Below are 19,296 nucleotides of genomic sequence, written 5' to 3' on the forward strand. Positions count from 1 at the left end.
CCGATCCTCAGGCGAATCCTCAGGCGAACAGGGTGGGGATGACGGGCTCGCCGCGCATCATCGACTGCACCGCGATCGGCAGCTCGGCGACGGCGGCGGCGTGCCGGTCGCGGGCGGCGGTCAGCGGCTCGCGGCCGACGATCTCGCCGTCGCGCACCAGCGGCACCAGCAGCGGGCGATCGTCGCGGCCATCGGGCGGGGCGTCGTCGGGTGGCGCGCCGACGCCGATCACCTCGGCCTCGGCCACGCCGTCGGGCGAGCGGCGGCGCAGGGCGTACTTCCGCCCGCCCATCGAGACCTTGTCCACGCTGCGCTTGGCCACCGGCACCAGCTCACCGGAGTCGCCCTCGCGCGCGACCAGCTTGTAGACGAACCCGCAGGTCGGCGCGCCCGAGCCGGTGACCAGCTGGGTGCCGACGCCGTACCCGTCGACGGGGGCGACCGCGAGCGCCGCGATCGCGTACTCGTCCAGGTCGCTGGTCACGATGATCCGGGTGTCGCGGGCGCCCAGCGCGTCCAACTGCTCGCGTACGTCGCGGGCCAGCACCGCCAGGTCGCCCGAGTCGATCCGGACCGCGCCCAGCTCGGGGCCCGCCACCGAGACGCCCAGCCGGACCGCCTCGGCGATGTCGTAGGTGTCGACCAGCAACGTGGTGGCCGCCCCGAGCGAGTCGACCTGCGCACGGAACGCGTCCGCCTCGGTGTCGTGCAGCAGGGTGAAGGAGTGCGCCGAGGTCCCGGTCGAGGGGATGCCGTACTGCGCCCGGGCGGCCAGGTTCGAGGTCGCCTCGAAGCCGGCCACGTAGGCGGCCCGGGCGGCGGCCACGGCGGCCGCCTCGTGGGTACGGCGCGAGCCCATCTCGATGCAGGGCCGCCCGCCCGCTGCCAGCGTCATCCGGGAGGCCGCCGAGGCGATCGCGCTGTCATGGTTGTAGATGGAGAGCAACACCGTCTCCAGCAGCACCGCCTCGGCGAAGCTGGACTCGACTGTCAGCAGCGGCGAGTGCGGGAAGTAGACCTCGCCCTCCGGGTATCCCCACGCGTCGCCGGTGAACCGGTAGTCGGCCAGCCAGGCCAGCGTCGGCCCGTCGACCACGCCCTCGAGGGCGGCCAGCACGGGCTGGGTGAAGCGGAACGACGCGATCGCCTCCAATGCGCGGCCGACGCCGGCGACCACGCCGTACCGCCTGCCCTCGGGGAGGCGTCGGGGAAACAGCTCGAAGACGCTGCGGCGCCCCGCCGTGCCCCCGGCCAGTGCGGCCTGCAGCATGGTCAGCTCGTAGTGATCGGTCAGCAGCGCCGTCGACGATGGGCTTGTCGAGTCCACGGGCTCATCGTGGCACGATGGGACACATGTCCGCGCCGAGCCCTGTGGAACTCGACGAACCGGTTGCCGACGATGTCGCGATCCCGGCGACGCCCTGGATCACGATCGTCTGGAACGACCCGGTCAACCTGATGTCGTACGTCACCTACGTCTTTCAGAAGTACTTCGGCTACGAGAAGAAGAAGGCCGAGAAGCTGATGATGGAGGTCCACAACGACGGCCGCTCCGCGGTCAGCTCCGGCACCCGCGAGGAGATGGAGCGGGACGTGCAGGCGATGCACGAGTACGGGCTGTGGGCCACCCTGGAGCGGCAAGAGTGAGCGGCTTCTCCTACCACCGTCGGGGCCGGCAGGTCATCGCCACGTTCAGCGGCTTCGAGGCCGACCTGCTGCGCTCGCTGGCCTCCCAGCTGGTCGAGCTGCTGCACAACGAGGCGGCGCTGCCGCAGACCTCGGTCGACCCGCTGGAGGCGATGTTCGACTTCTCCGGGCCGACCACCGAGCCCGACGACCCGGTGCTGGCCCGGCTGTTTCCGACCGCCTACCGCGACGACGAGGAGGCGGCGGGGGAGTTCCGCCGGTTCACCGAGAGCGCGCTGCGCGACGGCAAGGCCAAGGCTGCCTCGACCATCATCGACACGCTGGAGGAGGCCGGCCTGCCGCCGGAGCTGGCCGAGGACGGCCTGGTGATCGACGTCGAGCTCGACCCGGCCACTGCCGAGACCTGGATGCGCTCCTTCACCGACATCCGGCTCGCGCTGGCCACCCGGCTCGGCATCGAGGACGACGACGAGGGCTACTGGGAGGCGCTCTCCGAGGACGACCCGCACGGGCAGGTGTACCGGATCTACCAGTGGGTGGGCTATCTGCAGGAGACCCTGGTCGAGTCGCTGAGCCGGGCCGCGTAGCGCATCGCGGCGGGCGCCTCGGCACCGTCCCACGGGATGGGCGATGACGTGGCGAAGGACGCCGCAACCTAGGCTTGTCGCCGTGCTGACCATCTCCCAGGCGACCTACGACGCGATCGTCGCGCACGCCAAGCGGGACCACCCCGACGAGGCGTGCGGCATGGTGCTCGGGCCCGAGGGCTCGGACCGACCGGAGCGGTTCGTCGAGATGGTCAACGCCGCGGGGAGCCCGACGTTCTACGAGTACGACTCGACCGAGCTGCTCGAGCTCTACAAGCAGATGTGGGCGAACGGCGAGGAGCCGGTGGTGATCTACCACTCCCACACCGCCACCGAGGCCTATCCGAGCCGGACCGACATCGGCCTGGCCAGCGAGCCCGGCGCGCACTACGTGCTGGTCAGCACGCGCGAGCACGGGAATAACGAGGGCCCCGTCGAGTTTCGTTCCTACCGGATCGTGGACGGCGAGGTGACCGAGGAAGAGGTCACCGTCGTACCCGCGCTGCCCTGAGCGCCGCGAACACAGGACCATAGAACAAGGAGAAGACATGGCCATCGAGGTCAAGATCCCGACCATCCTGCGCACCTACACGGCCGGGGAGAAGGCCGTCACCGCCGACGGCACCACCCTCAGCGCGCTCATCGACGACCTCGAGGCCAACCACCCCGGCATCAAGGACCGTCTGATCGACAACGGCGACCTGCGCCGGTTCGTCAACGTCTACGTCAACGACGAGGACGTGCGCTTCATCGGCGGCCTCCAGGCCGAGCTCAAGGACGGCGACCAGGTCGTCGTGCTGCCGGCCGTCGCCGGCGGCTGCTGACTCGCTGATCCTCGAGCCCGGCCCCGGGCTCACGCGACGTCGCGGCGCCGCAGCACCCACCCGGCGAGCACCGGGAACGCCGCCAGGTAGATCGCGACGGTGACGACGGCCCGCGCCGTCCCGAGCGTGTCGAACACGCCCGGGGTGGCGTTGACCGGGTCGATGCCGGCCAGCCGGCCGACCAGCGACCCGGCGGAGGTGCCGGGCAGGAAGTGGGTGAGCACGGCGACCGCGTGCAGCGAGTTGCCGACGCCGCGCAGCAGATTCTCGATCACCATGTTCCAGACCAGACCCAGGCCGATCGAGACCGCCGGATTCCGGGCGACGGTGCCGAGCAGATAGCCGGCCAGCGCCCACATCTCCATCACCATCAGCGCGGCCAGGATCGACTTGCCCATCGCCGCGGCGGTGGGCCAGTGCACCGACTGCGACTCGGCGCCGGCGATCACCAGCGAGAACGCCACGTCCAGGGCGATGGTCACGACGAGCAGCGCGAGCACGGCCGTCATGGTGGCCAGGATCGACCCGAGCACCGTCGACGTACGGCTCGGGCCCTGGGTGAAGACGGTCTTCCAGGTGCCCCAGCCGTAACCGTTGCCGGCGATGATCGCGCCGAGCACCATCATCAGCGCGCCGCCGAACAGCGGCATGCCCTGGGGCAGGTTCTCGGCGAGTGCGCCGGGGAGGATCGAGGCGAGCAGGTCGGCCTTGGACTCGCCCTGGTTGGAGAAGTTCGTCGAGCCGCTGGCGTAGCTGACCCAGTTGAAGACGAAGGTGAACAGCGCGTCCAGGAGCAGCCAGGCGGCGGCCAGCACCCACACGGCCGTCCAGCGGCGCAATCGGAACGTCTCGGCGCGCCAGGCCCGGGCGACGCCGTAGCGGGCGGACGGGAGTGCGGTCGTGGTGCTCATCGGGCTGCCTCCAGCAGGTCGGTGGGTTCCGGCTCGGCCGAGCCGGTCATCTCGAAGAAGACCTCCGCCAAGGTCCGCTCCGTGCGGCGTACGTCGTGGATCGCGGCGCCGTCGGCCACCAGGGCGGCGACCAGCTCGGGCGTCCGCTCCGCGGGTACGTCGATCCGCACCGCCGGGGCCGCCGGGTCGCCGAGGTCGACGTCGACGGCCGCGGGGCCGGCGAGCCGCTGCGCGGTGGCGACCGCGCGCTCGGTCGGCGTCGCGACGATCCGCAGTCGGCTGGTGCCGCGCAGCTCGGCGACGGTCGACTCGGCCCGTAGCCGGCCGCCGGCGATGATGCCGACCCGGTCGCAGATCTCCTCGACCTCGGCCAGCAGGTGGCTGGAGAGCAGGATGGTGTGCCCGTCGCGGGCCAGCGCCACCACCAGCGCGCGCATGTCGGCCATGCCGGCCGGGTCGAGCCCGTTGGTGGGCTCGTCGAGCACGATCAGCTCCGGGTCGCCGAGGAGGGCCGCGGCGACGCCGAGGCGCTGCTTCATGCCCAGTGAGTAGGAGCGGAACTTGTCTCCGGCCCGGTCGGTCAGGTCCACCCGCGCCAGCGCGTCCGTCACCGCCGAGTGCGGCAGCCCCCGGTAGCGGGCGAGCGTCTCCAGGTTCGCCCGTCCGGACAGGTAGGGGTAGAAGCCGGGGCCCTCGATCAGGGCGCCCAGCCGGTGGGTGACCTCCGGCGTGCCGGGGTGGCCACCGAGGACGCGGGCGCTGCCGCCGGTGGGGCGCACCAGCCCGAGCAGCATCCGCAGCGTCGTGGTCTTGCCGGCGCCGTTCGGCCCGAGGAAGCCGTAGATCTCTCCGCGCCGCACGGTCAGGTCGACGGCGTCGACGGCGCGGCGGCCGGCGTACGTCTTGGTCAGCGCGTCGGTGCGGACGACGACCTCGGTGTCGTCCGGCTCATCTGTCAGGTCCATGGCTTCGACTCTGGCGCCCCGGGATCGCGGGGCCGTCCGCCGAGGAGCGACGGCCGGCTACGCAATCCGACGTAGCCGGCGGCCGCGTCGCGTCGTACGCCGTGGGGGTGCCGGGCTCCTAGGCTCGGATCGTGTCCCGAGTGAACCCGTGGTGGCTGCTGGTCGCCTTCCTGCTTCTCGCCGGCTCTCTCGGTGCGGAGCACGGCCACGGCGGCGCCGACCACTTCGGTCTGGCGTTCCTGTTCGCCGGACTGGCCGGGACGACCCTCGTCGGGGCCTCGGTGTGGCCGCGGGCCGGCGTGCTGCTGTGCGGGGCGGCCGTGCTCGGCTACTTCGGCACCGGTCTGACCAACGGGCCGGTCTTCCTCGCCCTTCCGCTCACCACCCTGGTGGCGGCGCAGCGGGTCCGTGCGCCCGGGCTCACGCCCGTCCTCGTGCCGGCCGGGGTGCTGGCGGTGACCGGGCCGGTGCTCCGGGCGGCGTGGCACGGTGCGCCGTGGAGCGAGGCGTTCTGGGAGTGCGTCGGGGTGGTCGCGCTGTCGACGGGGGCCGCCTTCGCCGGCTGGTCGCTGGGCGACCGGGGCCGGGCCCGCGCCGAGCGGGCCCGGCTGGTGGCGACCGAGGAACGGCTGCGGATGGCCCGTGAACTGCACGACGGCGTCGGCCACGGGCTGGCCGTGATCGCCATGCACGCCGGTGTCGCACTGCATCTCACCGACCGGCAGGAGCAGCCCGATCCGGCCATCCGCCGGCTCCTGGAGGGCATCCGCGACGCCAGCCGTGACTCGCTCGACGCGCTGCGCGTCGAGCTCGGCCGGCTCGCCCCCGGCGACGCGACGCCGGACCGGGCACCCGCCCGCGGCCTCGCCGACATCGATCTGCTGCTGGACCGACTGCGCGCGGGCGGTCTGGTCATCGACGTACGCCGCGACGGCGACCTCGCCGACCGCGTCTGCGCCGAGGCCGGCGCGACGGCGTACGCCATCGTGCAGGAGGCGCTGACCAACGTACTGCGCCACTCCGGCGCCCAGCGCGTGCTGCTCGAGATGACACTGCCAGACGACCGGCTGCTGCTGGTGGTGGCCGACGACGGTCCGGTGCGCGGCGATCCGCCCACGGAGGGCATGGGGCTGCGGGGCATGCGCGCCCGCGCCGAGCGCCTGGGCGGCGTGCTGTCGGCCGGGCCGGGCGAGCAGGGATTCGTCGTCCGGGCGGAGCTGCCGGTCGGCCGGGAGTGGGAGGTCGAGCAATGATCCGAGTCGCGCTGGTCGACGACCAGACGCTGGTGCGGGTGGGGCTGCGCACCCTGATCGAGCCCGAGGAGGGCATCGAGGTGGTCGGTGAGGCTGCCGACGGTCGGCTCGCCCTCGGGATGATCCGCGCCACCCGCCCCGACGTGGTGCTCTGCGACATCAGGATGCCGGTCCGAGACGGCCTCGAACTGCTGGCCGACGTGGTGGCCGACCCGATCCTGGACGGTGTGCGGATGGTGATGCTGACGACGTTCGAGCTCGACGAGTACGTCTTCGAGGCGCTGCGCCAGGGCGCCAGCGGCTTCCTGCTCAAGGACGCCGAGCCCGCCCGCCTCTTGGATGCGATCCGGGTGGTCGCCGACGGCGGCTCGCTGCTGGCGCCGTCGGTGACCCGACGGGTCATCGAGCACTACGCCGTGCCCGGCCGCGGCGGTAGGTCGATGCTCGACCCACACCCGCGCATCCACGAGCTGACCGATCGCGAGCGAGAGGTCGTCGGCTGGGTGGCCACCGGCCGCTCCAACGGCGAGATCGCGGGGTTGCTGCACCTCTCGCCCGAGACCGTCCGTACCCACGTCAGCCGGGCGATGATCAAGCTCGGGGCGCGGGACCGGGCCCAATTGGTGGTCTACGCGATCGGATCCGGGCTGGTCGCCGGCTCCCGGTGACCGGGCAGCGAATGGGATCGACCCAACCGCGGATGCGAGACTGGACCCATGCGCTTCGATGACCTCCTGTCCTCCGTCGGCAATACGCCGCTGGTGGGTCTGCCGCGGCTCTCCGCGCAGGTCAACCGGGGAGACAGCGAGGTGCGCCTGTGGGCCAAGCTCGAGGACCGGAACCCGACCGGCTCGATCAAGGACCGCCCGGCCCTCAAGATGATCGAGGAGGCGGAGAAGGACGGCACCCTCCGGCCGGGCTGCACCATCCTCGAGCCCACGTCCGGTAACACCGGCATCTCCCTGGCGATGGCGGCCAAGCTCAAGGGCTACCGGATCGTGTGCGTGATGCCGGAGAACACCTCGCCGGAGCGCCGTCAGCTGCTGCGGATGTGGGGTGCCGAGATCGTCTCCAGCCCGGCCGCGGGTGGCTCCAACGAGGCGGTCCGGGTCGCCAAGCGGCTCGCCGCCGAGCACCCCGATTGGGTGATGCTCTACCAGTACGGCAACGCCGCGAACGCGCTCGCGCACGAGGAGGGCACCGGCCCCGAGCTGCTGGCCGACCTGCCGAGCATCACCCACTTCGTGGCGGGGCTGGGCACCACCGGCACCCTGATGGGCGTCTCCCGGTTCTTCCGGCGAGCCAAGCCCGACGTACGCATCATCGCCGCCGAGCCGCGCTACGGGGAGCTGGTCTACGGCCTGCGCAACCTGGACGAGGGCTTCGTCCCCGAGCTGTACGACGCCGGCCTGATCGACTCCCGCTTCTCCGTCGGCCCGCGCGACGCCGTCCGCCGGGTGCGCGAGCTGCTGGAGTTCGAGGGCATCTTCGCCGGCATCTCCACCGGCGCGATCCTGCACGCCGCGCTCGGCCAGGCCGCCAAGTCGGTGCGGTCGGGGGAACGGGCCGACATCGCGTTCGTGGTCGCCGACGGCGGCTGGAAGTACCTGTCGACCGGCGCCTACGAGGGCACCATCGACGAGGCCGAGGAAGGGCTCGAGGGCCAGCTCTGGGCGTGACCTGCGTCAACACCTGATGCCAATCACAGGCTGAGCCCCTAGCCTTGCGTCTCGTGCGTGTGACGATCGTCGGCTGCAGCGGCTCCTATCCGGGCCCCGACTCACCCGCGAGCTGCTACCTCGTCCAGGCCGACGACGCGGACGGGCGCACCTGGAGCATCCTGCTGGACCTGGGCAACGGCGCGCTCGGCGCGCTGCACAAGTACGTCGACCCGCTCGCCGTCGACGCGGTCTTCCTTAGCCATCTGCACGCGGACCACTGCATCGATCTGACCAGCTATTACGTGCTGCGCAAGTACCACCCCAGCGGCGCCCAACCGCCGATCCCGGTCTACGGCCCCAGACGCACCCCGCGCCGGCTGGCGCGTGCCTACGACCTGCCACGCAAGCCCGGCATGCGCGAGGAGTTCGAGTTCCACAAGCACGGGCCGGCGGCGCACATCGGGCCGTTCACGGTGGAGAGCCGGCCGGTGGACCACCCGGTCGACGCCTACGCGTTCCGGGTCACGGTCGACGAGACCACGCTGGCCTACAGCGGCGACACCGGCCCCACCGGTGCCCTGGCGGAGATGGCCGCCGGCGCGGACCTGTTCCTGTGCGAGGCCTCCTTCCGCGAGGAGGACGACAACCCGCCGAGCCTGCACCTGACCGGCCGCGAGGCGGCCGCGGCGGCGACGGCGGCTCAGGCGAAGCGGCTGGTGCTCACCCACATCCCGCCCTGGCACGACGCGGCGGACATCCTGGCCGAGACCGAGGGCGTCTTCGACGGGCCGGTCGACCTCGCCGCGCCGGGTGCGACGTACGACCTGTGACATCTGTCCTGGCCGAATCGGGGGATTCCCCGATGCGAACCCTGCTCTGACAGGGCAGGCTGGGGTCCATGATCAAGGTAGAGGGACTGACCCGCGTCTACGGGAGCTACACCGCGGTCGACGACGTCAGCTTCGAGTGCCAGCCCGGTCGGGTGACCGGCTTCCTCGGGCCCAACGGCGCCGGCAAGTCGACCACGATGCGCGTGATGGTCGGGCTCACCCCGCCGACCAAGGGCAACGCCACCATCAACGGCAAGCACTTCCACGACATCCCCAACCCCGGACGCACCGTGGGCGTGCTGCTCGACGCGTCGGCCCAGCACGGCGGCCGCACCGGCCGCGAGATCCTCACCCTCGGCGCGATGACGATGGGCCTGCCGATGAGCCGGGTCGACGAGATGCTGCACCTGGTCTCGCTCACCCCCAGCGAGGCCAAGCGCCGGGTGAAGAACTACTCGCTGGGCATGAAGCAGCGCCTTGGCATCGCCCATGCGCTGCTGGGCGACCCCGAGGTGCTGATCCTGGACGAGCCGGCCAACGGCCTCGACCCGGCCGGCATCCGCTGGATGCGTGGCCTGCTCAAGTCGTACGCCGACAAGGGCGGCACGGTGCTGCTCTCCAGCCACCTGCTGCACGAGGTCGAGCTGATCGCCGACGAGATGATCCTGATCGGCAAGGGCAAGATCGTGGCGCAGGGCGACCGCAAGACACTGATGGCGCACGCCGGGCCCGCCGAGACCCTGGTCACCTCGCTCGACAACGACGCGCTGGCCCGGGCCCTGCAGGGCAAGGACATCGCTGTCACCCCGGCCGGTGACGGCCTGCGGGTGGCGTGCGAGCCGGTCGAGGTCGGCCGCACCGCCGTCGAGCACCACATCGTCCTCTCCGACCTGCGCAGCGGCGACGGCGGCCTGGAGGAGCTGTTCCTGCAGCTCACCGCCGACACCGCGCGCGAGGCCGACCTCTCCACTCCGAACGGAGCCATCGCATGACCACGCTGACGCCGGACGCCGCGGCCCCCGCCGTACCGGACACCATCTCGTTCTCCCGGCTGGTGCGGGTCGAGTTCCGCAAGTCGTGGGACACCCGGGCCAGCTTCTGGCTGCTGTTCGCGATCGGCGCGATCGTGCTCATCGCCGAGCTGATCGCCGCGATCGTGACGGGCGTCCAGGACGTCGACGACGTGCAGTTCGGCACGTTCGCCACGGTCGCCGGCTTCATCAGCCAACTGCTGCTCCCGGTGCTCGGCATCATGCTGGTCACCTCGGAGTGGAGCCAGCGCAGCGCGATGGTGACGTTCTCCCTCGAGCCGCGCCGCTCGCTGGTCGTGCAGGCGAAGATGGTCGTCGGCCTGGTCTGGACGGCCCTGACGGTCCTCTTCGCGCTGGTGATGGGGGCGCTGTTCAACCTGCTCTACGGCGCCATCGCCGGCCACGTCGACTGGTCGGGCGGTGCCGGGGTCACCGGCTTCATCATCACCCAGACGATCGCGATGCTGCTCGGCTTCGCGCTGGCCGCGCTGCTGCTCAACACACCGGCCGCGATCGTCATCTACTTCGCCTACCTGTTCGCGCTGCCGACGATCCTGGCGATCGGCAGCGCGCTGATGGACTGGTTCAAGTCCTTCGCGGAGTGGATCAACTTCAGCGACGCCCAGAACCACCTCTACGACGGCTTCTGGAACATGACCGGCAGCGAGTGGGGCAAGCTCATCGTCTCGGGCTGCATCTGGTTCCTGCTGCCGCTGGCGATCGGCCTGCGCCGCATCCTGCGGGCCGAGGTCAAGTAGCAGACCGTCGGCGCGGGTCACGCGTGGGACATCCCCTAGGGTTCAGCCCATGACGACCCGCGCCGACGGGCGAGCCGACGACGAGCTCCGCCCCATCACGATCACCCGCCACTGGCTCGACCACGTCGCCGGCTCCGTCCTCGTCGAGTTCGGCCGGACCAAGGTGCTGTGCGCCGCCTCCGCCTCCGAGGGCGTGCCGCGCTGGCGCAAGGGCTCGGGCCTGGGCTGGGTGACGGCGGAGTACGCGATGCTGCCGGCCTCGACCAACACACGCTCGGACCGGGAGTCGGTCAAGGGCCGTATCGGCGGCCGGACCCACGAGATCAGCCGGCTGATCGGCCGCTCGCTGCGTGCCGTCATCGACTACCGGGCGCTCGGCGAGAACACCATCCAGATCGACTGCGACGTGCTCCAGGCCGACGGCGGGACCCGCACCGCCTCCATCACCGGTGCGTACGTCGCGCTGGCCGACGCGGTCGCCTCCCTCGGTGTGCCGGCCGCGCTGACCGGGTCGGTGGCGGCGGTCTCGGTCGGCATCATCGACGGCGTGCCGCGGCTGGACCTGCCCTACGAGGAGGACGTGCGCGCCGAGACCGACATGAACATCGTGATGACCGGCACCGGGAAGTTCGTCGAGGTGCAGGGCACCGCCGAGGGCGCCGCCTTCGACCGGGCCGAGCTCGACGCCCTGCTGGCGCTGGGGGAGAAGGGCTGCGCCGACCTCACTCGGCTGCAGCTGGCGGCCTTGGCCCGCTGAGGGAGCCCGGCCCGTCCGAGAGGTCACTTTCGGCCGGTCGAGTAGTCACTTTCCACCGCTTGAGAGGTCACGTCATGCCCCGAATCTTCGTCGCCTCCCGCAATGCCAAGAAACTGGCCGAGATGCACCGCATCCTCGAGCCGTTGGTCCCCGGCGTGGAGGTCGTCGGCCTCGACGATGTCGCGTTCTACGACGAGCCGGTCGAGGACGGCGCCACGTTCGAGGACAACGCGCTGATCAAGGCCCGGGCCGGCTTCGCCGCGACCGGGCTGCCCAGCGTCGCCGACGACTCCGGGCTGTGCGTCGACGCCCTCAACGGCATGCCGGGGGTGCTCTCGGCGCGCTGGTCGGGGATGCCCAAGGACGATGCCCGCAACAACCGGCTGCTGCTCGAGCAGCTCCACGACGTCCCCGACGTACGGCGCGGTGCGCACTTCGCCTGCGCGGTCGCGTTCGTACACGCCGGCGGGGAGTTGGTCGTCGAGGCCCGGATGGAGGGCCGCGTGATCCGTGAGCTGCGCGGCGGTGGCGGCTTCGGGTACGACGTGCTCTTCGTGGCCGACGACACCATCGCGGCCGAGGGCGCCGACGCTCGCACCAGCGCCGAGCTGAGCGTCGCCGAGAAGGACGCCATCTCCCACCGCGGCAAGGCCCTTCGCGAGATCGCTCCGCGGATCGCGGCGGCGCTGGGCTGAGGGACGATGGACCAACACTGCTCGGTGCTCGCGGCGGTCCGTGAGGAGCCGATGGCCGGCACGGCGTTCACCCAGGGCGGGCTGCTGCTGGTCGAGCAGCCCGGTGCCTGGGGTCGGACCGGGCTGGCCGAGTCGGACTTCGACACCGACGTCGCGCGCGAGCTGGACCACCGTGCCGCCGCGGGCGGACTGCGGCTGCTCGCGATCCGTCCGCCGGGTCGCTTCGGGGGCGGCCGGCGACGCTGGGCGCTGCGCCTGCCCGGGCAGGCGGTGACGCGGTGGGGCAGCTACGACGCCGACGCCGAGCTGGCCGACCTGCCGCTCGACGGCAGCGTCGGTGAGGCCGACGACGGACCGCTCTACCTGGTCTGCACGCACGCCAAGCGCGACCGGTGCTGTGCCCTGTACGGCCGTCCGGTCGCCGAGGCGCTGGAGGATCTGCGGCCCGGCCGGGTCTGGGGCTGCAGCCACACCGGCGGCCACCGGTTCGCGCCGGTGGTGGTCACCATCCCGCCCCGGCGGGCCGGGGCCGCCCTGCACGGACGGGTGTCGGCCCGCGACGTACCGGAGCTGGTGGCGGCCACCGAGGCGGGCCGCACCCTGCCGCGGCTGCTGCGCGGGCTGGTCGGTCATCCGGCCGAGGTCCAGGCCGCGCTGGCCCATGTCGGCGCCGGCTACGGCGACTGGGTCGTGAGTCACGCCGAGCGTGACCCACGGCAGGATTCGACTCACAGCGTCGAACTCCGGGGACCCAGCGGCTCCGTGAGGCTGCGGGTGAGCGCCTACCAGACGCAGGAGCCGATGGTCAGCTGTGGCAAGCCGGACCCGGCCCCGCAGACCCACTACCGGGTGGACCGCGCCTGACTAGCTCTGCGGCTTGGTCTGCTGCGCCATGATCGGCGCCGCGGCGGCGTCGGGCAGGTGAGTGGCCAGCTCGGCCTGCACCTTGTTCTTGATCGACCCGGCCACCACGCTCGGCTTGCCGGCCATCAGCGCCTGGTAGGCGTCGTCGGCCACGTCGTCCGGATCGTCCTTCTTCTCCTGCGCGACCTTGGTGTCCTCCATGTCGGCCCGGGCGAAGAAGTCGGTGTCGGTCGGGCCCGGCATCAGCGAGGTGACGGTGACGCCGGTGTCCTTCAGCTCCTCGCGGATCCCCTCGGCGAAGGAATGCCCGAACGCCTTCGAGGCGGCGTAAGTGGCGTGGTAGGGGCCCGGTGCGACGGCAGCGATGGAGGAGGTCACCAGCACTCGCCCGGTGCCGCGCGCGACCATGTCGCGGATCACCAGGCCGGCGAGGTGGACGGTGGAGCGGACGTTGAGGTCGACCAGGCGCAGGTGGTCGACGACGTCGGGCTCGTGGAAGGCGCCGGAGACTCCGACGCCGGCGTTGAGGGCGAGGATGTCGATGGGGTCGGGTCGCGCGGCCGCCTCGGCGTACAGCGCCTCGACACCCTCGGGGGTGGCGAGGTCGGCCTGGACCGGGGTGACGCTCACGCCGAGGCCGCGCAGCGCGTCGGCGGTGGCGTGCACGTCCTCGTTCTCGGCGGCGATGATCAGGTCGTGGCCGTGCTCGGCGAGCTTCGTGGCCAGAGAGCGGCCGATGCCGCTCGACGCGCCGGTGACCAGGGCCAGACCGGCGGTGTTCGGGAGGTCGGTGTGTGTCGTCATGCCGTCCGGTACCCGTTGGGTCCGGATCGACATGAAAGACTTCGCGCCATGCGCGTGCACATCGGCTGCGACCACGCCGGTCTCGACCTGAAGGCCCACCTCAACGCCCGACTCACCGAGCTCGGCTACGACGTCGTCGACCACGGCCCGTTCGTGTACGACGCGCTCGACGACTACCCGGTCTTCTGCATCCGGGCCGCCCAGGGCGTGGCCGCCGATCGGGCCCAGGGGCTGGACAGCCTCGGCGTGGTGATCGGCGGCTCGGGCAACGGCGAGCAGATCGCCGCCAACAAGGTCGCCGGGATCCGCTGCGCCCTGGCGCACTCCGACGAGACCGCCAAGCTGGCGCGTGAGCATAACGACGCGCAGGTCATCGCGGTGGGCGGCCGGATGCACCCGATCGAGGACATGACCCGCTTTGTCGAGCTCTTCCTTGCCGAGCCGTTCAGCCACGAGGAGCGTCACCAGCGCCGCATCGACCAGCTGAGCCACTTCGAGCGGACCGGTCAGCGTCCGCCGCTGCCGGAGTCGGCCCGGGGTCGCGGGCCGGCCGAGGACCAGGACTGACGTGCCGGAGGGGCACACCCTCCACCGGCTCGCGCTCGACCTGAGCGACGCCTTCGCCGGCCGGCCCGTGCGGGTGGGCAGTCCGCAGGGCAGGTTCGCCGAGTCGGCCGCGCTGGTCGACGGGCAGACGCTGGAGTACGCCGAGGCCTGGGGCAAGCACCTGTTCGTGGCGTTCCCCGACGAGCGATTCGTGCACGTGCATCTCGGGCTCTACGGCAAGTTCCTGATCGGCCAGACCGTCGGGCCCGGCGAGGCGCCGCCGCCGGTGGGCCAGGTCCGGCTGCGGCTGGTCGGCGAGCAGGCCTACGCCGATCTGCGCGGGGCCACCACCTGCGAACTGATCACCGTCGGGCAGCGGGACGCGGTGGTGGCCAAGCTCGGCCCCGACCCACTGCGCGCCGCTCTGCCGGACGGTTCGGGCGATCCGGAGCGCGCCTGGGCCAAGATCAGCCGCAGCAGGTCCCCGATCGCCGGGCTGTTGATGAACCAGGAGGTGCTCGCCGGGGTCGGCAACGTCTACCGCGCCGAGCTGCTCTTCCGGCACCGGCTCGACCCGATGCGGCCGGGCGCCAGCCTGCCCAAGCGCACCTGGACGGCGATGTGGACCGACCTGGTCGAGCTGATGCACCAGGGCGTGACCGACAACCGGATCGACACCGTCCGACCCGAGCACACCCCCGAGGCGATGGGACGGCCGCCGCGGGTCGACGACCACGGTGGTGAGGTCTACGTCTACCGCCGTACCGGCCAGGCCTGTCATGTCTGCGGCGCGACGATCCGCACCCAGGAGCTCCAGGGCCGCAACCTGTTCTGGTGTCCGCGCTGTCAGCGGCCTCACAAGTCCCGCACAGGAGCGGCCGTACAGTGAAGCTCCCGACCCGAGGCGAGGACCATCGATGAACCTGGCGGCGGCGTTCGCGCCCGCGGCGCTGCGGCGCCGCGTCGCGGCGGTGCGCCTGCGGCAGCGTCGCTCCGGGCGCGAGTCGCGGGTGCTGCTCTCCCTGCTGCTGGCCGCGCTGGTGCTGACCGTCCTGATCACCGTGCTGCCCGACTCGGTGCCGCTGAACTCGCTGCTGGTTCCGCTGCTGCTCGGCAGCCTGCTGCTCGGCCCGCGCACGCTGCCGTGGTTCGTGGTCAGCGTGATGACCATGCTGGTGATCTCCGTGCTGGCGCGGCGCGGACCCGTCTCCGGGCTGACCGCCGGCGCGATCGGGATCGTCTTCCTGCTCGGCTTCATCATCCTGCTGACGTCGTTTCGGCGCTCGCGGCTCGGCGTGGCGGGCGTGCTGGGCGAGTCGATGTTCGTCGACCTGCGCGACCGGATCCTCAACCAGGGCGGCATCCCGGAGCTGCCGGACGGCTGGCACGCCGAGTCGGCGCTGGCTTCGGCGGGCGGCACCCTGTTCGCGGGCGACTTCGTGGTTGCCAGCCGGCCGCGGCCGGATCGGATCGAGATCGTCGTGGTCGACGTGTCGGGCAAGGGCGAGCAGGCCGGCACCCGGGCGCTGCTGCTCTCCGGCGCGTTCGGCGGGCTGCTGGGCGCGCTGCCGCCGGACCAGTTCCTACCGGCCGCCAACGAGTACCTGCTGCGCCAGGACTGGCCGGAGGGCTTCGCCAGCGCCATCCACCTCTCGCTGCGGCTGGACACCGGCGACTTCGAGATCCGCACCGCCGGGCACCCGCCGGCGGTGCTGCGCGCCGCCGGCAGCGGTCGGTGGACGGTGCTGGCCAGCGAGGGCCCGCTGCTCGGCCTGCTCGAGGGGGCGGAGTACCTGTGTGCGGGTGGCAGGCTGCGCGCCGGCGACGCCGTACTCCTCTATACCGACGGAATGGTGGAGGAGCCGCGGCGCGACATCGACCTCGGCATCGACCGGCTGCTGGGCGAGTCGGAGCAGCTGCTGCGCGGCGACTTCCGCGGTGCGGCGCAGAAGCTCGTCACCGCCTTGGGCTCCAAGGACGACGACCGCGCGGTGGTGGTGGTGACCAGGTCGTGATCTCGCCGCCCGCACCGGTTGGGGAGTGGGCGCGAGGGTGTGGCACCATTTCGGGGTTGCCCGCAGGCGGTACGCCGCATGCGAGCAGCACGCGGATGTAGCTCAATGGTAGAGCCCCAGTCTTCCAAACTGGCTACGCGGGTTCGATTCCCGTCATCCGCTCGAAGACGGCACGGACGCCGTTTTCGCGGGACGTAGCGTAGTGGCTAGCGCGCCTGCTTTGGGAGCAGGAGACCGCAGGTTCGAGTCCTGTCGTCCCGACGCTTCACCGACCGGACAACTAGAGGAGAAACCCTGTGAAGAGCGCCGTCGAGACCTTGAGCCCGACCCGGGCCAAGCTGACCGTCGAGGTGCCCTTCGAGGAGCTCAAGCCGAGCCTCGACAAGGCATACAAGCAGATCGCCCAGCAGATCAACGTCCCCGGCTTTCGCCGGGGCAAGGTCCCGCCGCAGGTCATCGACCGTCAGGTCGGCCGCGACGTGGTGCGCGATCAGGCGCTCAACGACGTCCTGCCGCAGAAGTACTCCGAGGCGATGCAGGAGAACGACCTGACCCCGCTGGCGCAGCCGGAGATCGAGGTCACCAGGTTCGAGGACGACGGCCCGCTGGAGTTCACCGCCGAGGTCGACGTCAAGCCCGAGATCGTGTTGCCGGACTACGCCGGCCTCGAGGCCCAGGTCGACGACGTCGAGGTCACCGACGAGGACGTCGAGGAGCAGGTCCAGGCGTTGCGCGAGCGGTTCGGCACCCTCAAGGACGTCGAGCGTCCGGCGGCCGACGGCGACTTCGTCGTGATCGACCTCAAGGCCACCCAGAACGGCCAGCCCGTCGAGGGTGCCGAGGTCACCGGGATGAGCTACCAGGTCGGCAAGGGCGGCATGCTCGACGGTCTCGACGAGGCCGTCACCGGTCTGTCCGCCGGCGAGGAGAAGGAGTTCACCAGCCAGCTGGTCGGCGGCGACCTGATCGGCCAGGACGTCGACGTGGTCGTCAAGGTCTCCCAGGTGCAGGAGCAGGAGCTGCCCGAGGTCGACGACGAGTTCGCCCAGCTGGCCAGCGAGTTCGACACCGTCGAGGAGCTCAAGGCCGACGTCAGGGAGCGGCTGGGCCGTGGCAAGCGCCTCGAGCAGGCCGCCGCCGCCCGCGACGCGGTCCTGGAGGCGCTGCTGGAGAAGGTCGAGGTCCCGCTGCCCGAGGGCATCGTCACCGACGAGCTCAACAACCGCCGCCAGCAGTTCGAGCAGCAGCTCGCCTTCGCCGGCCTCACCCTGGAGAAGTACCTCGAGGACGAGGGCCAGACCCAGGAGGAGTTCGAGGCCGACCTCGAGCGCCGGGTCCGCGAGTCGGTCGCCGCGCAGCTGGTCCTCGACGAGATCGCCGCCAAGAACGAGTACGGCGTCGACCAGAACGAGCTGACCCAGCACATCATCCGCCGCGCCCAGCAGAGCGGCCAGGACCCGCAGCAGGCGTTCGGCCACCTGCAGGAGCACCCGCACCACATCCAGGAGTACGCCGCCGAGATCGTCCGCGGCAAGGCGCTCGCGGAGCTGGTCGAGGGTGCCAAGGTCACCGACAAGTCCGGCAACGAGGTCCGGCTCAAGGGCCTGCTGCCCGACGGCACCTTCGCCGAGGAGACCGAGGGCGCCGAGGAGTCGACCGAGGAGTCGACCGAGGCCTGAGTCGCCCCCGCGCCGATGTGACGCGCCCCGCATCCGGATCACCGGGTGCGGGGCGCGCGGCGCTCTAGGCTGGGGCGGGTGAGCCCGACCCAGCCGCGCCGTACCCGTCTGGGTGCGCTGCTCCGCTTCGGCTGGCGGGCCACCTCGCGGGTGCGCCGCCCGATCACCCGGGTGGTCGCCCCGGTCGCCGGCCCGATCGTCGCCCAGATCGCCGCACTGGCCCCGGTGCGGGTGCCGCTGGCGATCGCCACCGCACCGCTGGGCCGGACCACCACCCCGGTCGAGCGGCCGCTGGTCGCGCTGCGGCTGGGCGGCGAGGACGTCACGCCCACCGACTTCGCCGTGCTCGCTCCCGCGCCCACCGACCGGCTGCTCGTGCTGGTGCCCGACGTCGGCCACGACGAGCGACAGTGGCGGGCCGGCAGCGAGACCACCGGGGCGACGTACGCCGAGCGGCTGCAGCACCTGCTCGGCTGGACCCCGGTGCCGACCCGGCTCGACCCCGGCTCGCCGACCGAGGCCGGCCTGGAGCTGGCCTCGGTGTTGCAGCGCCTGGTCGAGGCCTGGCCGGTGCCGGTGCAGCGCATCGCCGTGATCGCGGCCGGCAACGGCGGCCTGGCCGTCCGTGCGGCCTGCGCGGTCAGGTTCGCGACCATGCCGAGCTGGACCGGCCGGGTCTCCGAGGTCGTCGGCCTGGGCGTGCCGCGCTACGGCGTGGAGCCGGCCCGGCTGGCCAGCGACCTGGGCAGGCGGCTGGACCAGCAGCTGGCCGGCATCGTGGTCGCCGAGCCGTCGTTCCTCGGCCTGCAGCAGGCCACCTGGGCCGACCACCTCCTGGTCACCGAGCGGCCGCCGCTGCGGCCCGGCCCGCTCGGCTCGCTGCTGGGTGGCGTGGTCTGGTGGCGGCACCGCCGCGGCGGCCGGCCGCGACACGTGGTCGACCTGTTCCCCGATGCGGAGTCGTTCGAGCTGGCGCCCGGCGAGCCGCTGACGAACCGGCACGACGTCCACGACGCGCTGTTGCGCTGGCTGGCCTGACCCGCGAAATCCGCTGTCGGCGAACAGCGCCGTACTTCTCGTGGTTCTGTCACCGCCGAGGGCTAACCTCGCCCGTGTGAACCTGAACTCCAGCGCACCCGACGGGTACGACGCGCCGCTGATGGGCGGCGGCGCCGGGATCAACTTCCTCGACGACAACATCTACAGCCGGCTGCTGAAGGAGCGGATCGTCTTCCTCGGCTCCGAGGTGCGGGACCAGAACGCGAACGCGATCTGTGCCCAGCTGCTGCTGCTGTCCGCCGAGGACCCCGAGGCCGACATCTTCCTGCACATCAACTCACCGGGCGGCTCGGTCGACGCCGGCATGGCGATCTACGACACGATGAACTACATCCCCAACGATGTGGCCACGGTCGGGATGGGCCTGGCCGCGTCGATGGGCCAGTTCCTCCTGTGCGCCGGCGCCAAGG

The 19,296-nt window shown here is 71.8% G+C and carries 23 protein-coding genes and 2 tRNA genes; 21 read left to right on the forward strand and 4 right to left on the reverse strand.

All coding sequences use genetic code 11. The features are described from left to right. Positions 1 to 19 precede the first annotated feature (19 nt). Positions 20 to 1,270, reverse strand: a complete 1,251-nt coding sequence (locus tag VHA72_RS12570; RefSeq protein ID WP_414689800.1) for a nicotinate phosphoribosyltransferase — start codon at positions 1,268 to 1,270, stop codon at positions 20 to 22. An 83-nt stretch (positions 1,271 to 1,353) separates the two neighbouring features. Between VHA72_RS12570 and clpS the strand changes: the two genes are divergently transcribed. The 4 genes from clpS to VHA72_RS12590 all read left to right on the forward strand — a co-directional run bounded on the left by clpS (position 1,354) and on the right by VHA72_RS12590 (position 3,058). Further along, positions 1,354 to 1,647: an ATP-dependent Clp protease adapter ClpS gene (gene clpS / locus VHA72_RS12575; RefSeq protein WP_325575714.1), complete on the forward strand. Its 294-nt coding sequence runs from the start codon at positions 1,354 to 1,356 to the stop codon at positions 1,645 to 1,647. Next, positions 1,644 to 2,234 carry a DUF2017 domain-containing protein gene (locus VHA72_RS12580; protein WP_325575716.1) on the forward strand — a complete coding sequence of 197 codons (591 nt, stop codon included), beginning with the start codon at positions 1,644 to 1,646 and terminating at the stop codon, positions 2,232 to 2,234. Before clpS ends, VHA72_RS12580 begins: the two co-directional genes overlap by 4 nt. Before the next feature lie 82 nt (positions 2,235 to 2,316). After that, positions 2,317 to 2,745 carry a M67 family metallopeptidase gene (locus VHA72_RS12585; RefSeq protein WP_325575718.1) on the forward strand — a complete coding sequence of 143 codons (429 nt, stop codon included), beginning with the start codon at positions 2,317 to 2,319 and terminating at the stop codon, positions 2,743 to 2,745. A gap of 37 nt (positions 2,746 to 2,782) precedes the next feature. Continuing rightward, positions 2,783 to 3,058 carry a MoaD family protein gene (locus VHA72_RS12590; protein ID WP_325575720.1) on the forward strand — a complete coding sequence of 92 codons (276 nt, stop codon included), beginning with the start codon at positions 2,783 to 2,785 and terminating at the stop codon, positions 3,056 to 3,058. A gap of 29 nt (positions 3,059 to 3,087) precedes the next feature. Here the strand turns inward: VHA72_RS12590 and VHA72_RS12595 are convergent, their stop codons facing one another. Continuing rightward, positions 3,088 to 3,969 carry an ABC transporter permease gene (locus tag VHA72_RS12595; RefSeq protein WP_325575722.1) on the reverse strand — a complete coding sequence of 294 codons (882 nt, stop codon included), beginning with the start codon at positions 3,967 to 3,969 and terminating at the stop codon, positions 3,088 to 3,090. Then, positions 3,966 to 4,934 (reverse strand): ABC transporter ATP-binding protein, encoded by a 969-nt coding sequence (locus VHA72_RS12600; RefSeq protein ID WP_325575724.1) that lies wholly within the window; start codon positions 4,932 to 4,934, stop codon positions 3,966 to 3,968. The genes VHA72_RS12595 and VHA72_RS12600 overlap by 4 nt, the downstream gene beginning before the upstream one ends. A 131-nt stretch (positions 4,935 to 5,065) precedes the next feature. Here VHA72_RS12600 and VHA72_RS12605 point away from each other — a divergent pair, with 131 nt between their 5' ends. The 9 genes from VHA72_RS12605 to VHA72_RS12645 all read left to right on the forward strand — a co-directional run bounded on the left by VHA72_RS12605 (position 5,066) and on the right by VHA72_RS12645 (position 12,783). Next, a complete protein-coding gene (locus VHA72_RS12605) occupies positions 5,066 to 6,187 on the forward strand; it encodes a sensor histidine kinase (RefSeq protein WP_325575726.1) in 1,122 nt (373 codons plus the stop codon). After that, positions 6,184 to 6,855 (forward strand): response regulator transcription factor, encoded by a 672-nt coding sequence (locus tag VHA72_RS12610; protein WP_325575728.1) that lies wholly within the window; start codon positions 6,184 to 6,186, stop codon positions 6,853 to 6,855. The genes VHA72_RS12605 and VHA72_RS12610 overlap by 4 nt, the downstream gene beginning before the upstream one ends. A 48-nt stretch (positions 6,856 to 6,903) precedes the next feature. Beyond that, a complete protein-coding gene (locus VHA72_RS12615; protein WP_325575730.1) occupies positions 6,904 to 7,866 on the forward strand; it encodes a PLP-dependent cysteine synthase family protein in 963 nt (320 codons plus the stop codon). A 53-nt stretch (positions 7,867 to 7,919) separates the two neighbouring features. After that, positions 7,920 to 8,678, forward strand: coding sequence for an MBL fold metallo-hydrolase (locus tag VHA72_RS12620; RefSeq protein ID WP_325575732.1), 759 nt, complete (start codon positions 7,920 to 7,922; stop codon positions 8,676 to 8,678). A gap of 68 nt (positions 8,679 to 8,746) precedes the next feature. Then, positions 8,747 to 9,670: an ABC transporter ATP-binding protein gene (locus tag VHA72_RS12625; RefSeq protein WP_325575733.1), complete on the forward strand. Its 924-nt coding sequence runs from the start codon at positions 8,747 to 8,749 to the stop codon at positions 9,668 to 9,670. Beyond that, the gene (locus VHA72_RS12630; protein ID WP_325575735.1) at positions 9,667 to 10,467 is read left to right on the forward strand and encodes an ABC transporter permease; all 801 of its coding nucleotides are present in this window, start codon (positions 9,667 to 9,669) and stop codon (positions 10,465 to 10,467) included. Before VHA72_RS12625 ends, VHA72_RS12630 begins: the two co-directional genes overlap by 4 nt. A gap of 49 nt (positions 10,468 to 10,516) precedes the next feature. Then, on the forward strand, positions 10,517 to 11,224 hold the full coding sequence (gene rph, locus VHA72_RS12635; protein WP_325575737.1) for a ribonuclease PH: 708 nt from the start codon (positions 10,517 to 10,519) through the stop codon (positions 11,222 to 11,224). A gap of 74 nt (positions 11,225 to 11,298) precedes the next feature. Next, positions 11,299 to 11,919 (forward strand): non-canonical purine NTP pyrophosphatase, encoded by a 621-nt coding sequence (locus VHA72_RS12640; RefSeq protein WP_325575739.1) that lies wholly within the window; start codon positions 11,299 to 11,301, stop codon positions 11,917 to 11,919. 6 nt (positions 11,920 to 11,925) lie between these two features. Next, positions 11,926 to 12,783 carry a sucrase ferredoxin gene (locus VHA72_RS12645; RefSeq protein ID WP_325575741.1) on the forward strand — a complete coding sequence of 286 codons (858 nt, stop codon included), beginning with the start codon at positions 11,926 to 11,928 and terminating at the stop codon, positions 12,781 to 12,783. Here the strand turns inward: VHA72_RS12645 and VHA72_RS12650 are convergent, their stop codons facing one another. Next, positions 12,784 to 13,587 carry an SDR family NAD(P)-dependent oxidoreductase gene (locus tag VHA72_RS12650; protein ID WP_325575743.1) on the reverse strand — a complete coding sequence of 268 codons (804 nt, stop codon included), beginning with the start codon at positions 13,585 to 13,587 and terminating at the stop codon, positions 12,784 to 12,786. Positions 13,588 to 13,635: 48 nt separating this feature from the next. On the opposite strand from VHA72_RS12650, the gene VHA72_RS12655 reads away from it, so the two are divergent. From VHA72_RS12655 to VHA72_RS12690, 8 genes are all read left to right on the forward strand, one after another. Beyond that, entirely contained in the window at positions 13,636 to 14,154 is a 519-nt protein-coding gene (locus VHA72_RS12655) for a ribose-5-phosphate isomerase (RefSeq protein WP_325575745.1), read from the forward strand. Between the two features lies 1 nt (position 14,155). Continuing rightward, positions 14,156 to 15,022 (forward strand): Fpg/Nei family DNA glycosylase, encoded by an 867-nt coding sequence (locus tag VHA72_RS12660; protein ID WP_325575747.1) that lies wholly within the window; start codon positions 14,156 to 14,158, stop codon positions 15,020 to 15,022. A 28-nt stretch (positions 15,023 to 15,050) separates the two neighbouring features. Next, positions 15,051 to 16,148 carry a PP2C family protein-serine/threonine phosphatase gene (locus VHA72_RS12665; protein WP_325575749.1) on the forward strand — a complete coding sequence of 366 codons (1,098 nt, stop codon included), beginning with the start codon at positions 15,051 to 15,053 and terminating at the stop codon, positions 16,146 to 16,148. 91 nt (positions 16,149 to 16,239) lie between these two features. Beyond that, positions 16,240 to 16,310: transfer RNA gene (locus VHA72_RS12670), tRNA-Gly, on the forward strand. Positions 16,311 to 16,336: 26 nt separating this feature from the next. Continuing rightward, positions 16,337 to 16,409 (forward strand) — tRNA-Pro (locus VHA72_RS12675). Positions 16,410 to 16,444: 35 nt separating this feature from the next. Continuing rightward, positions 16,445 to 17,827: a trigger factor gene (tig, locus tag VHA72_RS12680; RefSeq protein WP_325575751.1), complete on the forward strand. Its 1,383-nt coding sequence runs from the start codon at positions 16,445 to 16,447 to the stop codon at positions 17,825 to 17,827. A gap of 78 nt (positions 17,828 to 17,905) precedes the next feature. Beyond that, the gene (locus VHA72_RS12685; protein WP_325575753.1) at positions 17,906 to 18,865 is read left to right on the forward strand and encodes a hypothetical protein; all 960 of its coding nucleotides are present in this window, start codon (positions 17,906 to 17,908) and stop codon (positions 18,863 to 18,865) included. A gap of 121 nt (positions 18,866 to 18,986) precedes the next feature. Then, positions 18,987 to 19,296, forward strand: a 310-nt coding sequence (locus tag VHA72_RS12690; RefSeq protein ID WP_325575759.1) for an ATP-dependent Clp protease proteolytic subunit, incomplete at its 3' end; no start/stop codon positions are given.

Origin of the sequence: Nocardioides sp., assembly GCF_035547795.1 — a bacterium.
Lineage (GTDB): Bacteria > Actinomycetota > Actinomycetes > Propionibacteriales > Nocardioidaceae > Nocardioides.